Here is a 16,096-nt window from a genome sequence, read left to right on the forward strand (position 1 = left end):
GATTTGGCCAACAAGTTAATTCAATAGACGATATTTAGATGGATATTTCAAATACATATTATTAATTTTCGATGGATAAATTCTTACTTATGAAATCGCACATAATCAGTATTGCCCTCCTTGCTTCTTTTACAGGCTTAGCCCAGGATATACAATCGGATTCCATTTACATGCGTCAACACTACGATAAAGCGGAGTATCAAATTCCGATGCGTGATGGTGTTAAATTGTTTACTGTTGTATACACACCAAAGGATCAGACTAAAAAATATCCCATTCTGCTGAATCGTACATGTTACAATGCATCAGGCTATGCTGATTATAAAACATACGGTCATCCTTCTAACTACCTGGTTAAGGACGGCTACATCCTGGCCTTTCAGGATGTACGGGGCCGGTATATGAGCGAAGGAACATTTGATAATATGCGACCCAATATCCCGGGCAACAATCCAAAAGATAAAAAGGCGGTTGACGAAAGTTCAGATACCTGGGATACGATCGACTGGATGGTTAAAAACATTAAGAACAATAATGGCCGGGTAGGCATGTTTGGTATTTCTTATCCGGGTTTCTATACGGCTGCTGCCATTCCCGATGCGCACCCGGCTTTAAAGGCATCATCACCGCAGGCGCCTATTTCCGATTTCTTTTTTGACGACTTCCACCACATGGGCGCTTACCTGCAAAGCTATACGGCCGCTTTTGCTGTTTTTGGCTACCAGAAGGATAAACAGACAAAGGATGACTGGTTTGAAGATAAAATCATGCGGTTCTATGCCCAGGCCCCGAAAGACGGCTACGACTTTCACCTGCGGCAGGGGCCGTTGAAGAACATTACCGAAAAATACCACCACGATAATTTTTTCTGGCAACAAATTATTGACCATCCGAACTACGATCAATTCTGGCAGGCCAGAAACCTGCTGCCTCATTTAAAAAACGCGAAGCACGCCATCATGACGGTAGGAGGTTGGTTTGATGCCGAAGATTTGTATGGCCCGCTCAATATTTACAAGTCGCTCGAAGCAAACAGTCCGGGTGCAAAAAATACCATTGTTATGGGCCCCTGGGGCCATGGCGACTGGGCGCGTGAGCAGGGTAAATCAACGCACAATCATATTTATTTTGGCGACAGTATTTCAACCTTTTATCAGCGCGAAGTTGAACGTAAGTTTTTTGCTTACTACCTGAAAGATGAAGGACCGCTTGACTTACCCGAAGCGCTGATGTTCGACACCGGCAAAAAAGAGTGGCGCAAGTTTGATTACTGGCCGCCACGCGAGTATAACCCGCTTAAACTTTACTTTGGCGAAAAAGGAAAGTTGTACGTAAATACACCAACGCCCAAAGAGGCTGTTTTTGAATACGTAAGCGATCCGGCAAAACCGGTTCCGTATACATCACAAACCGAAGGCTTAACCTTTACACCCAGGCGGTTTATGAGCGATGATCAGCGGCAGGCCGCACGCAGGCCCGATGTTATCACCTTCGAAACCGATGTGCTTACCGATGATGTGGTGCTTGCAGGAGAAATTATGGCCCGCTTAAAAGTTTCGATGACCGGCACCGATGCCGATTTTGTTGTGAAACTAATTGATGTATATCCGGACAATCATCCAAACTATGAGCATAATCCGAAGAACATCGTAATGGGTGGCTATCAACAACTGGTGCGCAGCGAAGTATTTCGGGGCAGGTTTAGAAACAGTTTTGAAAAGCCGGAACCGTTTAAACCAAATGAAGTAACCGATGTGGAATTTCCTTTACAGGATATACTGCATACCTTTAAAAAAGGACACCGCATAATGATCCAAATTCACAGCACCTGGTTTCCGTATATCGACCGCAATCCGCAGAAATATGTTGACAACATCTATAAAGCAAACGAGGAAGATTTTATCAAATCGACCATCCGGGTATATGGCTCATCGGTAGTGGAGGTGGGGGGAAATGAAAAGTTAAAAGCCCGGTTGGAGTTTAAAAAGTAGATACGTTAAAGGGGTTGTCAGGCATGGCCGTTTTTGCTTATTTCGCTCAATGAAGAGATTTCTGGTAATTGGATTGCTTGCAGTAATTTGGGGTAACACAGCAGGCCAGCATAAAAATATTTTACTGGACAGCTCAGGGACCAAAGGTATCTATCCACATAACCCCTCAGTAGCAGTCAGCTACAGAAACCCCGAGGCGATTGTTGTTGGTTCTGCCCCGAGCAATGTTTATTATACCGATAATCGCGGATTATCCTGGATAAAGTCAAAACTTCGTTCCCCTTATGGCGTTTTTGGAAACCCGGCACTCCTTTCTGACTTTAAAGGAACCTTCACTTATTTCCATCACTCCGATCCGGACGGTAAACAGCAGGCCAGTGAATTGTTTCTTGATCGGATTGTAGGGCAGCAATCTTCCGATGGTGGCAGAACCTGGGATGCCGGAGCCTCCATTGGCCTTAATGCGTTAAAAGACCAGGTAATGCCTCGTGCCGTTACCGACAGAAAAGGTAATATGTATGTGGCATGGACGGAGTTTGACGAACTGAGCAGCGAAGCACCGGCCTGCCAAAGCCGGATTTTATTCAGTCAATCTTCCAATGGTACGAAGTATTCAAAACCCCGCATTATTTCTCAACAACCGGGCAATTGCCGGAATGATGATAATACTGCCCTGGGCGCCTGGCCTGCTGCCACGGTTGACGGCAAGATTTTTATTGTGTGGGCTAATCAGGAGAAAATTTTCATGGACCGTTCATTTGATGGTGGAACCACCTGGCTAACCAACGATATCGTATTAACCAACCAGCCGGGCGGCTGGTCAATGAATATTCCTGGAGTGGGCCGATCCAATGGTTTACCTGTGTTGGTCTGTGATCAAAGCAAAGGCATGTACAGCGGTGCCTTGTATTTAGTATGGACGGACGATGGGGAAGGCGATGCCGACATCTGGTTTATGCGCTCATTTAATATGGGCGATAACTGGACATCCCCCATACGCATTCATATCGAAAGCAAAGGCCACCAGTTTATGCCGGCCATGACGGTTGACCCCTCTACCGGTTTCATCTATGTTGTATACTATGACCAGCACAACTACGATGATGACCGTACCGATGTTTACCTGGCCTGGTCGACCGATAACGGCACAAGTTTTAAGAATACAAAAATCAGTGAATCACCGTTTAAGCCAACCGCTGATGCAAATCTTGGTGAGTACATTGGTATATCCGTGTACAATGAGATTATTGTACCGGTATGGACACGTATGGATAATGGCAAAACCAGTATATGGTCCAGCATCCTCATCCACCGGCAGTTAGCCGGTCAGCGGTAGTTTAGTATTTTTGCTTTTAATACCAATAAGTATCCTCTTGGCTTCGCTTATCTCTTTCCTTCGGGCGCCCTCTTATGAATCAGACGAGCGGAAGCAGTTTGTTTTTATTGCCAACATTCTCTCATTGCTGTTTGCCATCCTTAGCCTGATTTTGGTATTTATCCTCTATGGGTTATTTGGCTGGGGTAATACCCTTTGGCTGATTGCAGGAGTTGTTGTGTTATTTGGGGTGGTTATTGTTTTAAACCGCATGGGTTACACCAATGCCGGCCGGCTACTTTTTTGCCTGGTACCCGTTTGGCTTACACTGGTTGGTACCTTATGGGGCAAACTTGAAGAGCCCCGTCAATCGTATATCGGTTATTTTGATAGCCGGTTTATTTTACTAATAACTACCATTTTGCCTGCCATTGTGTTTGAACTGCGTGAGTGGGTTAAAATTTCGGTATGCCTGGTCTCAACTTTTATTTGCCTGGTTTTTTTCGATCCCATTCATAACCTGGTTGGTGTTGGTTACTACCAGCGGGGCTTTACTGTTGAATCATATTACTACATCAATTATGTGGTGTTTATTTCTTTTGTTGGGCTGCTGGCGGCTGTGTTTATCTTAAAATGGCGTGATCAACGGGCTTCGCTTGACCTTCGTCATGCGTTGTCAGAGTTAAAGCAACTAAACCATGAGTTAGTAACACAGAACAAAAAATTAGAGGCAATCTCGCACGAAATGACTGCTCAGAATGAAGAAATGTTGCAGCAAAACGAAGAACTGCAAACCAGTCATGAAATGCTGGAACAAGCTAACCAACTGATAACCGAGCAACGGGCAAAGTTGCAGGAGTATAACCTTGAGTTGGAACGGTTGGTTCGGGAAAAAAGCGCTGACTTATTTATCACCAACGAGGAATTGGTGAAATCCAATAATGAATTGCGCCAGTTTTCATTTACGGTTTCGCATAACCTGCGCGGGCCGGTGGCCCGCCTGCTGGGCCTTACTAACCTGGTGCGCCATTCCGAAAATAAAAATGAAATAGCCGAACTTACCCGGTTTATTCACCAGTCTGCCAATGAACTGGACTCTATATTAAAGGACCTTTCGCAGATCATAGATATCCGCAACGACTTGTACCGTGTGCGCGAACGCATTGCACTGAAGGACGAATGGGACAAAGCCCTGTCGCTGGTAGGTAACCATTCAGCCGCCAGGTTAACTGTGAATTTTGAAAAAGCTCCTTACCTGTATGGAATCCGCCCGATGCTCCAGAGCATTTTTTATAACCTGGTCAGTAATGCCTTTAAATACTGCTCCCCCGAGTGTGTATTGGTTATCACGGTAAATAGTTATTTGCTCCATCCGGATAAAGCCATCATTGAATTAAGCGATAACGGTTTGGGTATCGATTTGAATAAGCAGGGTGAAAATTTATTCAAATTGTACAAACGATTTCATCACCATGTACCTGGTAAAGGTTTGGGGCTGTACCTGGTAAAAACCCAGTTGGAAATTATGGGTGGGAGGATTGAGGTTGAAAGTGAACCGGATAAAGGAACCCTGTTTCGGATGACGTTGCCTGTACCCACCGATGTTGACAAGCAGGTATTTTTTGAAAACGATGCAGCCCAGCTTTATTTCGATGCCAACATCAACAATACTGTCATTGTATGGAAGCGAAACATAACCAGTGAAGACTACCACAACGTATTTGAAAATGTTTTGCAAACAATTAAAGCCTACAAAACCCCGGGTTGGATTGCCGACCTCCGCAATCAGGGAGTTGTGCCAGCTCAGGATCAGCAATGGTTTATCCAAAACGTGCTAAAAGCAGCTCACCAAAATGGACTAAAGCGTATCGGTACCATTGGGTTTAATGATCCGATACGAAGCGATTATTTTGCCCGCATGCAATCGGTAACAGCCGACCTTAATGTTGAGTTACGCAATTTCGATTCAATTGAATTAGCTATTGCCTGGATGAAAAAGTTTATTGTTTAATAGATATCCCGGTACGGATTTTTAAATCCTTTCTGGTATTTTTGTGCCCTTGCCATAACATTTACTGTTTTGGCGGGTTCTTTAATGAAGTGAAAAATCTATAAAAACATGGTAGAAACATTGAAATACAAGGTAAAAGACATTTCGTTGGCCGAATGGGGTCGTAAAGAGATTAAACTGGCCGAAGCCGAAATGCCGGGTTTGATGGCTATCCGCGAAGAGTATGGCCCGAAAAAACCCTTAAAAGGCGCCCGTATTGCCGGCTGTTTGCACATGACTATCCAAACGGCTGTGCTCATTGAAACGCTTATTGAATTAGGGGCTGAGGTTAGCTGGTCAAGCTGCAATATTTTCTCCACGCAGGATCATGCCGCTGCCGCTATTGCCGCTGCGGGCATACCGGTTTTTGCCTGGAAGGGCATGAACGAACAGGAGTTTGACTGGTGCATTGAGCAAACCCTCTTTGCTTTTAAAGATGGTAAGCCGCTGAATATGATTTTGGATGACGGTGGAGACCTGACCAATATGGTGTTGGATCGCTTCCCCGAACTTGTACAAGGTATTAAGGGAATTTCAGAAGAAACAACAACCGGTGTACACCGGCTTATGGAACGCGAAAAGAATGGCAAACTGCCCTTGCCGGCCATTAACATTAATGATTCAGTAACCAAATCGAAGTTTGACAATAAATACGGTTGCAAAGAATCCCTGGTAGATGCCATCCGCAGAGCTACCGATATTATGCTGGCCGGTAAGGTTGCCGTGGTAGCCGGCTATGGCGATGTGGGTAAAGGCTCGGCCGCTTCCTTGCGTGGTGCCGGTGCCCGCGTAATTGTTACCGAAATTGATCCCATCTGCGCGTTGCAGGCAGCCATGGACGGATTTGCAGTGAAGAAACTGGATGATGTGGTGGGCGATGTGGATATTGTGGTTACTGCTACCGGAAACTGCGACATTGTGGTTGACCGCCACTTTATGAAGATGAAGGACAAGGCCATTGTTTGCAATATCGGCCATTTTGATAACGAGATTGATGTGGCCTGGCTTCGCAAAAACGGCTCATGGGATACCATAAAACCACAGGTAGATTTGATTACCCTGAAAAACGGTAACCAGATAATTCTGTTGGCCGAAGGCCGGTTGGTTAACCTGGGCTGTGCCACCGGGCATCCCTCGTTTGTTATGTCTAACTCATTCACCAATCAAACCCTCGCACAGATTGAGCTTTGGACGAATTCCGCAAATTATGAGAACAAGGTTTACACCTTACCCAAGCACCTTGATGAAAAGGTTGCACGTTTGCATTTAAGTAAAATCGGGGTTGACCTGGAAGAACTTAACGATAAGCAGGCCAGCTACATTGGGGTTGATAAGCAGGGGCCTTTCAAGCCCGACTATTACCGGTATTAAGGCCTGTTTTATTACATGAATGCTGAACCCCGCAAAATGCGGGGTTTTTTCATTTTGAAGCCTGCTATATTTGTACCATGAAATTTTTTATTGTTAAAGTGCTGGTAGCCGTAGCTTTCCTGGCCTCTCTTGGCATGAAATCGCGGGTTGAGGATGAAGTCGAATTAGTGTGCATGCGCAAGCAGCATTCTACAAAAACCTGCCATTACAACTTTATCATTAATGGTATGCCCTATCGCTATGTTGACAACGGCTGCAAAGAAACAAAGGAGGCCCTGGTAAAAAAGGCCAAAGAAGGCAAGCTCGCACTGGCCAGGGAGTGGAAGGTTGATTGTCACCAGCAAAAAGACGGGCCAAACTAGTTACAACAGGTTCATCGTTCGCCTGCGCTCAAACCACGGTTTAAGTACTGTACGGTCTAATACAATAAAAGCCAAAGCGATATTGGCAAGGATTACCATGTTTACAATTAACCTCCCGTTAAAAGGGATGGTAGGCAGATTTCTCTCAAAATACGTGTTAGTAATGCCCAATTGATTCAGATTAATAGAGGTAACAGAATCAAACATGCCGCTCGAAAGAAGCAATGAAGCTAATCCAATTGTAACCAGTGCACCTGCAAGTAACAGGATGCCGTTACGGGTTAAATAACCTGATAATTGCGGTTGGTTCAGCCGGTTGATTACACCTTCGGTAAAATTTTTTGAAGTTTCTTCTACGCGGACTGATTTCAGGTAGGTGTGAATTAACCGGAGCTCTTCAAGCCGCTCGTTAGCCCGTTGATTGCTCATCAGGGTTTGCTTAAGTAAAGTTTGTTCCTCCGGCTTCAGGGTTCCGTCAAGGTAGTTCAGTAATTGGTCATCGGATATATCGGGTTGCTTTCCCATACCGTATTTGTTTATAATGTTAATGCTTCCTTGTTTAATAACCGGGTAAGTTCATCGGCCAGTCGTTGCCGTGCACGGTGTATTCTTACTTTTGCGGTGTTCGGTTGCATGCCGGTTATTTCTGCTATTTCTTCCAACGATTGCTCTTTCAGGTAGAACAACGTAAGTGCAAGCCGGTCGGCTTCGCTTAAAATGGTCATTGCCGCGGTAATGAATTTTTTCTTATCATCTTTTTCCAACTGGTTTTCGCTTTCCGGGTAGAGTCTCACTTCTGTTTTTTCTATGGATTGAAAAGTTCCTTTTTGTTTTCGTTTATAACTCACCGCAGTATTGAAAACAATCCGGTAGAGCCAGGTTGAAAATTTAGAATTACGGTTAAAGTTCCTCAGGTGATGGTACGCTTTAACAAATGCATCCTGAGTTGCTTCTTCTGCCTCTGCACGGTTGTTCAGTATCTTTAAAGCCAGGGTAAATCCATAGTTTTTGTATTGGTTTACCAGTTCGGCATAGGCATGCTGGTGCCCGGCCAGTACCCGGTCTATAATGGCAAACTCCTGTTCGGTTGTCATGACGTACCGTTTGACGTCTGCTTTTACGGATAAGTTACAGCATTTGCCTGGATTTAAGAAGTCGGGATTTACTTGTAACCCGGTAAACCGCAGAGGCGTCAAAGCGAAAAACAGCAATAAATTTTAAAATCTATGGATGGAATGGTTCCCATATTTGGCATAATGATACCTATAGTAGGTATAATCGGTGCCTTTATAATGATTGTTTACCTGCGCAGGTTTGAAAATGCCGAGCGGATGGCCATGATTGAGAAGGGTGTTGATCCTTCACTATTTACCAAAAAGGCGCGGCAAAGCAGTTCGGGTACACTTCGTGCCTCCCTGTTATTTATCGGTGCGGGAGCAGGGTTACTCATCGCGTACTTCCTCGACAGGGCTTTTGATATGGAAGAGGTGGCCTATTTTTCCATGCTCTTTATTTTTGGCGGCCTGGGTCTGGGGGCTGCGTACCTGGTGGAGGAGAAGAAGATCAGAGATGAGCGGAACTTAAACCGCTAACTATTTAAGTTGCAAGTTATTGCTTTAAGCTTGGTAGCTTAATGGCTGTAACTTGCAGCTCAATTTCTTACCAGTACCACTCCATAACTGTAATGGAGATGAGCCAGATGATGAGTACTGAAATTACATTCAGCAAGGCACCCGCCTTGACCATATCCTGAATACGGATGTGACCGCTGGAAAATACGATGGCATTGGGCGGTGTGGCAATGGGCGACATCAGTGCAATACTTGCCCCTAAGGTTACCGGCAACCCAAGCAAAATCGGGTTTACCTGCATAACCTGGGCTATTCCAAAAACAACAGGTACGAACACATTTACAAGGGCCACATTGCTCATCACTTCGGATAGCGAAACGGAAATGATGATGAGGGTTAAGGTTAACCAAATGCTGTACTGACTTTGCCCGGCAACCCAGGTTCCAACAGCCGGAATAATTCCGGAAACGCTAAGTCCTTCGGCCAGGCATAAACCACCCCCGAAAAGAAATAAAATGCCCCAGCCCATTTTTTCGGTATCCGGCCAATGCAAAATAAATTCACCCTTCCGGAAATTAACCGGAACGATAAACATCAGCACTCCGCCAAAAACAGCAATGGTGGTGTCATTAAGAAAATCCCAGGCTAATAAGGAGTTAATCAGTTGCTGGAACATCCATAGAAATGCCGTAATGGAAAAAACAACCAATACCAGTTTTTCACCCTTCTTTAAAGGCCCTAAAGCGGCTAAACGTGTTTGTAACAACTGGTCTGAACCCGGAATTTTCGGGAGGCGATTTGGAAATAAAATGCGGGTTACAACAATATAATTTGCCAAAACCAACAATGTTGCTACCGGAAACCCCACAATAAACCACTCGGCAAACGAAATCCTGATTTGAAACATATCGTTGAGGATACCGGCAAACACCACGTTAGGTGGTGTGCCGATTAGGGTGGCCATGCCGCCCAGTGAAGCAGCATAGCCAACCGAGAGCATCAGACCGAGGGCGAAATTCCGTTCTCCCGGATGTTCAATTTTTTGAGCGTCTTCGGAATTGGTAATAATCAGCCGAACAACTGAAGTTGCAATGGGCAGCATCATCATGGCTGTTGCCGTGTTACTAATCCACATGCTGAGGAAGGCCGTAGCGAGCATAAAGCCAAGAATAATTCCGTTACCTGAGGTGCCGGTTAGCCGGATGAGGTTAAGTGCAATGCGTTCGTGTAACCGGTGTTTTTCCAGTGCAAGGGCAATCATAAAACCGCCCATAAACAAAAAGATTATCGGGTTGGCATAGGGTGCAGCAGCTGCGCTGATTTTCATAACGCCCATCAGTGGGAAGCCTATCATGGGCAGCAAGGCCGTTACCGGAATTGGCACAGCTTCGGTTACCCACCAGGTTAACATCCAGGCGGCAAGGGCAAGCACGGCCGGGGCTTTTGGAGAAATCAGGCCGGCCGGAAACAGCAGCAAAACGAGGACAAAGAGCAAAGGCCCCAGAAAGAATCCGATACGGTTTGAAATGTGCACTGGATTTGATTTAGCAGCTAAAAATAAACCCCGGTGGTTCCGGGGTTCTTCAATTTTATTAGTCGTTACCCGATGGCTTTGGGTTAGCGGGTTTTACCACGATAACGCGGCCATCAAACTCTTTTTCGTTTAATCCTTCAATGGCAGCGCGGGCTTCGTCATCGTTGGGCATTTCTACGAATCCATATCCTTTCGAGCGGCCGGTTTCGCGGTCTTTCACAATCTTTGCTGAAGTTACCTGTCCAAATTTTTCAAATTCCTTTTGCAGGTCTTCCGAGCGGGTTTTGAAATTCAGTTTAGCAACAAAAATGTTCATGGTACAAGAGGGAATTAAGTAAAACAAACGTTTAGGCCGGCTTACTTGCCAGCCTAAACAAATATAGAACAAAAATTTTGTTACGCCAGTCGGGCTTTACTGGTTCAATGCCTGCACACCCGGAAGTAGTTTTCCTTCAAAATACTCAAGCAGGGCGCCCCCTCCGGTGGAGACATAACTTACTGCATCTGCCAGGCCAAACTGGTTTACTGCGGCTGCCGAGTCGCCTCCGCCAATAAGTGAGAATGCACCTTGCTTTGTTGCGCGGACTACCGCCTCGGCCACTGCCTTTGTTCCTCCGGAAAATTTCTCCATTTCAAAAACACCCATTGGTCCGTTCCACAAAATGGTTTTTGATTGTTCAATTACTCCGGCAAAAACCTGTGCAGCCTGCGGACCGATGTCAAGTCCCATCCAGCCATCGGGTATGGCGTTGTTATTGGCAATATCGGTGTTGGCTGCGGCATCAAACTTATCAGCTATGATGGAGTCGATAGGAAGGTGAAGTTCAACGCCTTTGGCTTTTGCCTGCTGTATCAGCGATTTGGCTAAATCCAGTTTATCTGGTTCAACCAGTGAATTGCCTACGGTTCCGCCAAGTGCCTTAAAAAAAGTGTACGACATGCCACCGCCTATTATTAAATGATTCACTTTGTTGAGTAATTGCTCAATCAGCAGGATTTTATCGGAAATTTTTGCACCACCCATAATGGCAGTAAAAGGTCTTTCCGCGTTTTCCATTACCCTTTTTGCATTGGCCAGTTCGGCTGCCATCACATACCCGGCACATTTTTCTTTGAAAAACTTGGCTACAATAGTTGTGGAAGCGTGGGCACGGTGTGCCGTGCCAAAGGCATCGTTTACATATACATCGCCATGTTTGGATAGCTTTTCTGAAAAGGCTTCATCGCCTTTTTCTTCCTGCTTGTAAAAGCGAAGGTTTTCGAGCAGCAGCACCTCACCGGGTTTCAACGCAGCCGATAACCGGTAGGCTTCATTGCCGATACAATCAGCGGCAAAGTAGATTTTTTTGTCCAGCAGTTTTTCGGTGGCTGAAATCGTGTGTTTCAGGGAGTATTTTTCTTCGGGCCCTTCTTTTGGGCGGCCCAGGTGCGACATGAGTACGCAACTGCCGCCATCCTGAAGAATTTTTTTTATGGTGGGTATGGTTGCCCGGATGCGGTTGTCATCCGTAACCTGAAATTGTTTGTTGAGCGGCACGTTAAAGTCAACCCGAATCAGTGCGCGTTTACCTGAAAATTTTATCTGGTCAATGGTTTTCATACTGTTCACAATTAATCGCCAAAGCTAATACCCAGGCCCTTTGCTGCCTTTACCAGGTATGAATCTTTATTCACAAAATTGTATTCGCGGGTGGCTTCTTCAAGTGAAACATACGTAATGGTATTGTTTTTCAGTGCAACCATTTTTCCGAATTCGCCATGGATTACCAACTCCATGGCCTTAACACCAAACAGCGTGGCCAGTATGCGGTCAAACGCGGTAGGAGTACCGCCCCGCTGGATGTGGCCCAATACGGTTTCTCTTATTTCAGCCTGGCAACCGGCATCCTTCAATTGTTTTGCTAACTGAAAGGCAACTCCGCCAAGCCGTACATGCTCTGAACCTTTTTCGCCTGCACGTGCCACGATGGTGCCGTCTTTGGGCTTAGCGCCTTCGGCAATCACCACATTTACAAAACCTTTACCGGCTTTATACCGGGCATCTATTCGCTTAACAAGTTTTGCTACATCGTAGGGTATTTCAGGTATCAGGCAAATTTCAGCGCCTCCGGCTATGGCGGTGTGCAGGGCTATCCAGCCGGCATCGCGGCCCATTACTTCCATTATCATTACCCGGTGGTGGCTCTCGGCTGTGGTAACCAGTTTATCGAAGCTGTCGGTAGCAATTTGCACGGCTGTTTGGAAACCAAAAGTCATGTCGGTTGCTGAAAGATCATTATCGATGGTTTTCGGAACGCCAACGATGTTGAGGCCTTTCTGATACAGTACTTTTGAGATTTTCTGAGAGCCATCGCCTCCGATGTTGATCACCGCATCAAACCCGAGGGCTTTGATTTTCTCTACGAGTTCATCAGTCCGATCAACCTCTTTAATGGTTCCGTTTTTTTGCGGAAGCGGAAATTTCAATGGGTTCGATTTGTTCGTTGTCTTTAAGATAGTACCCCCTTTAACATGTATGCCGGCCGTTCTTTTTGAGGTTAGTTTTACAATTTGTTGCGGTTCATTCAGTATTCCGTTAAAAGCCTCAATGCTTCCATATACTTCCCAGTTTTTTTCTTTGCGTGCCCGTTTGGCAATGCCGCGGATAACGGCATTAAGTCCCGGGCAATCGCCTCCTCCGGTTAGCACAAGCACTTTTTTTGTTCCGTTCATAATGTTTTAAGTTGGGTATTTAAGGTTCGGTTGCAGCGGCCCTTCTTAACCGATCGTTAATGGCTCTCCCAAGGCCTTGTTCTTCTACTAATTCGGCAAGGATAACATCTACCGGCATGGTTTCAAAATCGCGCAGGGCCTGAAACAGGTTGTGCGCGGCTTCGTGCAGGTTGCCGGTGGGCGACAGCATGCGCTGATGCGGTGAGTTGAAATCTTTGGACAGCGTTAGGATCCCGGAGCAATGGGCCGGATAGCGCTGCAATAACTCTTCAATTTTTCCGAGAATAATTTTTTTTGACGGTGCGTAATGACTTTTTAGCTGGCCCGGTGTTCTTGGGTTTTTGGTACCATTGGTTTTTATGAAAACCTCACCAACAACCTGGCGGATCTGTTCAATGGTTATTCCGCCCAGTCGGTAAACTACAGGCTGGTCTTCTTCGAAGCCAACAATGGTGGATTCTATTCCTACCACGCAAGAACCTCCATCTAAGATGTAGGGGATGCGCTGTCCCAGTTGTTCATTTACATGCTCAGGTTTAGTTGGGCTGACACGCCCAAACAGGTTGGCGCTGGGTGCGGCCAATGGAAAGGCAAGTTGGCTGAGTAATGTGTGTGTTAACGGATGGTCAGGACAACGAAGGCCCACCGTGTCGAATCCGGCAGTTACCAGGTCCGGTATGATAGGCTTCTTTTTAAGTACCAGCGTTAATGGGCCGGGCCAGAATGCACGGGCCAGTTTTTCGGCAGGCTCCGGAAATTGCTGAACGTAGCTTTTAGCCGTTGTTCCATCAGGCACATGAACAATGAGGGGATTGAAATGCGGTCGGTTTTTGGTTTCAAAAATCTTGGCAACCGCCTTCGGATTTAGTGCGTTCCCCGCCAGCCCGTAAACTGTTTCGGTGGGTATGGCCACCAGTTCGCCTGCGCGCAGCAGTTGGGCAGCTTTTTCAATATGGGTACCAATTTCAGCCATGCGATCCGTTATATTTGATAAGTAAATACATCAGGCTATGAATAACAAAAGTCGCTCAATTTTACGGGTAATTGCCGTGTTGCTGGTTTTGCTGGCGGTGTTAATGGAATTGGAGATCATTATCATTCCTGCTCTTGCCGGAATGAAATTCTGGATGATGGTAATTGCCTTTGGCGTAATGCTTATCAGTAACCGGTAAACCCGTTACTGAATCACTACGGTAATCTTGTTGATTTTATTTGCCTCCAGCCTGCTGGTTTGCTCTCCGCCCCCGGCATTGTCTTTGTCGTCTTTCCGGACGATGATGTAGTAGGAGATGGCTTTCAGATCTTTAAATTTTGCAACACCTTTTTTATCAGTTACTCCTTCGGCAGCAACATTTTTTTCTGATTTATAGTCCTCTTCACGTTCGAAGAGCATAACCGTTGCGCCTTCTTCGGTGTTGCCCAGTTCATTGCGTACCGTTACGGTAAGTTGGGTTTTAATGATCTGAAAATTCAGTAGGAACACTGAGGTCAGTACCAAGACACTAATTTTTTTCATGACAAGTGAAGGTTTACTAATCAAAAGTAATTGCTGGGTGCAAAGTTTGGTAGCCTTATTTAAAAATATGTTTGGCATAGTTTACCCGCATCTCATCCAGCAGCCACCGGTTGGCTTTTAGCCGTTTTACAAAATTAGCGTAATCCCGGTTTTTGCCATCCGACCACACCACTTCGGCCAGGGCACAGGCGCGGGGGTAGGCCATGTATTCGGCATGAGCCGGAGTTTTGATGTACTCGGTCCACAGGTTGGCCTGGGCTCCCAGAATAAACGGTGCTTCCTGGGCAGTTAGTTGTGGCGGGATGGGTTCGTAGGAGTACACCTCCTGCACAGGGGTAAATCCGCCAATGGCCAGTGGTTCGGTGGCGGCAGTATCCTGGTAATGGTCGAAGTAACACCAGTTGCCGGGCGTCATGATGACGTGGTGCTTTTGTTTAGCGGCTTCTATACCACCGGCTTCGCCACGCCAGCTCATTACGGTGGCATTGGGGGCCAGGCCGCCCTCGAGAATTTCATCCCATCCGATAATCTGCCGCCCTTTGCTGTTCAGGTATTTTTCAATGCGCTGGATGAAATAGCTTTGCAGTTCGTGTTCGTCTTTCAGGTTCTCTTTTTTTAGTCTGGCCTGACAATCGCGGCAATTCTTCCAGCTTGTTTTGGGGCACTCGTCACCACCGATGTGTATATATTCCGATGGGAACAATTCGATTACTTCATCCAATACATCCTGTAAAAACTGAAATGTTTTTTCTTTACCGGCACAATACACATTATCGAAAACGCCCCAGGTGGTGGCCACTTCGTAGGGTCCGCCTGTACAACCTAATTCGGGGTAAGCCGCCAGGGCAGCCTGCGAATGGCCGGGCAATTCAATTTCGGGGATGATGGTGATAAAGCGTTGGCGGGCATATTCCACAATTTCTTTGATTTCTTGTTGGGTATAATAACCACCATACGGAGTGCCATCATAATTTTTTGATTTGCCGGCATGGCCTACAACGGTTTCTTTCCGATAGGCGGCAACCTGTTGCAGTTTTGGGTATTTTTTTATTTCGATACGCCAGCCCTGATCTTCGGTGAGGTGCCAGTGAAAACGGTTAAACTTAAACCGCGCCATCAGGTCGATGTTTTTTTTAATGAAATCAACCGGGAACATGTGCCGGCCTACATCCAGGTGAAGGCCGCGGTACGCGAAGCGGGGTTGATCCTCAATTTCCACAAATGGGATTTGTTTTGGATCAGCAGCGAGTTGGATAAGTGACTGTGCCCCGTAAAACAACCCGGCTGCAGTTGGGGCTTTTATAATTACTCCGGTTTTATTTATTGTTAACCGGTAGCCCTCTGGGTGCAGGTTGGCTGCATCATTGATTTCGAGTCTTATAAAATCACCATCGGGAGGCTGTTCGCTGATGGTTATGTTCAGGTCCTTTCTTACGAGATTCTCTTTCAGTAATTCAGCAACGGCTTTCTCATCGGTTGAGGCTGCTACGATTGTTACCGATGCTCTCCATTGCAGAATATCATTACCGGCTTTTACCGAAGCGGGTGCGGGTATAACATTAATCAATTGATCGGGCTGTATATTTTTTTTGGGTGCGCATGATAAAAAAATGAAAAGTAAAGCGCTTGCAACGTACCGGTACATAAACGATGAGGTTAAGAGGAACAAAAATA

16 protein-coding genes are annotated in these 16,096 nt (G+C 46.0%); 7 read left to right on the forward strand and 9 right to left on the reverse strand.

Going from position 1 to position 16,096, the window contains the following annotated elements:
• The first annotated feature begins 89 nt into the window (after window positions 1-89).
• The 5 genes from HRU69_08755 to HRU69_08775 all read left to right on the forward strand — a co-directional run bounded on the left by HRU69_08755 (window position 90) and on the right by HRU69_08775 (window position 7,089).
• Entirely contained in the window at window positions 90-1,991 is a 1,902-nt protein-coding gene (locus HRU69_08755; protein QOI97572.1) for a CocE/NonD family hydrolase, read from the forward strand.
• A 49-nt stretch (window positions 1,992-2,040) separates the two neighbouring features.
• Entirely contained in the window at window positions 2,041-3,327 is a 1,287-nt protein-coding gene (locus HRU69_08760; protein QOI97573.1) for an exo-alpha-sialidase, read from the forward strand.
• A 37-nt stretch (window positions 3,328-3,364) separates the two neighbouring features.
• The gene (locus tag HRU69_08765; protein ID QOI97574.1) at window positions 3,365-5,317 is read left to right on the forward strand and encodes a HAMP domain-containing histidine kinase; all 1,953 of its coding nucleotides are present in this window, start codon (window positions 3,365-3,367) and stop codon (window positions 5,315-5,317) included.
• Between the two features lie 108 nt (window positions 5,318-5,425).
• Window positions 5,426-6,727, forward strand: coding sequence for an adenosylhomocysteinase (locus HRU69_08770; protein QOI97575.1), 1,302 nt, complete (start codon window positions 5,426-5,428; stop codon window positions 6,725-6,727).
• Between the two features lie 77 nt (window positions 6,728-6,804).
• The gene (locus HRU69_08775) at window positions 6,805-7,089 is read left to right on the forward strand and encodes a hypothetical protein (protein QOI97576.1); all 285 of its coding nucleotides are present in this window, start codon (window positions 6,805-6,807) and stop codon (window positions 7,087-7,089) included.
• Here the strand turns inward: HRU69_08775 and HRU69_08780 are convergent, their stop codons facing one another.
• Together HRU69_08780 and HRU69_08785 are read right to left on the reverse strand one after the other, a co-directional pair.
• Window positions 7,090-7,614 carry a hypothetical protein gene (locus HRU69_08780; protein ID QOI97577.1) on the reverse strand — a complete coding sequence of 175 codons (525 nt, stop codon included), beginning with the start codon at window positions 7,612-7,614 and terminating at the stop codon, window positions 7,090-7,092. It abuts the gene before it with no gap.
• Window positions 7,615-7,625: 11 nt separating this feature from the next.
• Window positions 7,626-8,183, reverse strand: a complete 558-nt coding sequence (locus HRU69_08785; protein ID QOI97578.1) for a sigma-70 family RNA polymerase sigma factor — start codon at window positions 8,181-8,183, stop codon at window positions 7,626-7,628.
• A gap of 132 nt (window positions 8,184-8,315) precedes the next feature.
• On the opposite strand from HRU69_08785, the gene HRU69_08790 reads away from it, so the two are divergent.
• Window positions 8,316-8,681, forward strand: coding sequence for a hypothetical protein (locus tag HRU69_08790; GenBank protein ID QOI97579.1), 366 nt, complete (start codon window positions 8,316-8,318; stop codon window positions 8,679-8,681).
• A gap of 67 nt (window positions 8,682-8,748) precedes the next feature.
• On the opposite strand, the gene HRU69_08795 is transcribed toward HRU69_08790, so the two are convergent.
• From HRU69_08795 to HRU69_08815, 5 genes are all read right to left on the reverse strand, one after another.
• A complete protein-coding gene (locus tag HRU69_08795; GenBank protein ID QOI98874.1) occupies window positions 8,749-10,188 on the reverse strand; it encodes a DASS family sodium-coupled anion symporter in 1,440 nt (479 codons plus the stop codon).
• A gap of 64 nt (window positions 10,189-10,252) precedes the next feature.
• Window positions 10,253-10,510, reverse strand: a complete 258-nt coding sequence (locus HRU69_08800) for an RNA-binding protein (protein QOI97580.1) — start codon at window positions 10,508-10,510, stop codon at window positions 10,253-10,255.
• Between the two features lie 96 nt (window positions 10,511-10,606).
• Window positions 10,607-11,794 (reverse strand): phosphoglycerate kinase, encoded by a 1,188-nt coding sequence (locus HRU69_08805; GenBank protein ID QOI97581.1) that lies wholly within the window; start codon window positions 11,792-11,794, stop codon window positions 10,607-10,609.
• 11 nt (window positions 11,795-11,805) lie between these two features.
• Window positions 11,806-12,906 (reverse strand): ATP-dependent 6-phosphofructokinase, encoded by a 1,101-nt coding sequence (locus tag HRU69_08810; protein QOI97582.1) that lies wholly within the window; start codon window positions 12,904-12,906, stop codon window positions 11,806-11,808.
• A gap of 19 nt (window positions 12,907-12,925) precedes the next feature.
• Complete coding sequence (locus HRU69_08815) at window positions 12,926-13,879, reverse strand: threonylcarbamoyl-AMP synthase (protein QOI97583.1); 954 nt, start codon at window positions 13,877-13,879, stop codon at window positions 12,926-12,928.
• A gap of 37 nt (window positions 13,880-13,916) precedes the next feature.
• Between HRU69_08815 and HRU69_08820 the strand changes: the two genes are divergently transcribed.
• A complete protein-coding gene (locus tag HRU69_08820) occupies window positions 13,917-14,078 on the forward strand; it encodes a hypothetical protein (GenBank protein QOI97584.1) in 162 nt (53 codons plus the stop codon).
• A 5-nt stretch (window positions 14,079-14,083) separates the two neighbouring features.
• On the opposite strand, the gene HRU69_08825 is transcribed toward HRU69_08820, so the two are convergent.
• Window positions 14,084-14,422: a hypothetical protein gene (locus HRU69_08825; protein QOI97585.1), complete on the reverse strand. Its 339-nt coding sequence runs from the start codon at window positions 14,420-14,422 to the stop codon at window positions 14,084-14,086.
• Between the two features lie 55 nt (window positions 14,423-14,477).
• Entirely contained in the window at window positions 14,478-16,067 is a 1,590-nt protein-coding gene (locus tag HRU69_08830; GenBank protein ID QOI97586.1) for a beta-N-acetylhexosaminidase, read from the reverse strand.
• Window positions 16,068-16,096 lie beyond the last annotated feature (29 nt).

Source organism: Flammeovirgaceae bacterium (assembly GCA_015180985.1).
GTDB lineage: Bacteria > Bacteroidota > Bacteroidia > Cytophagales > Cyclobacteriaceae > UBA2336.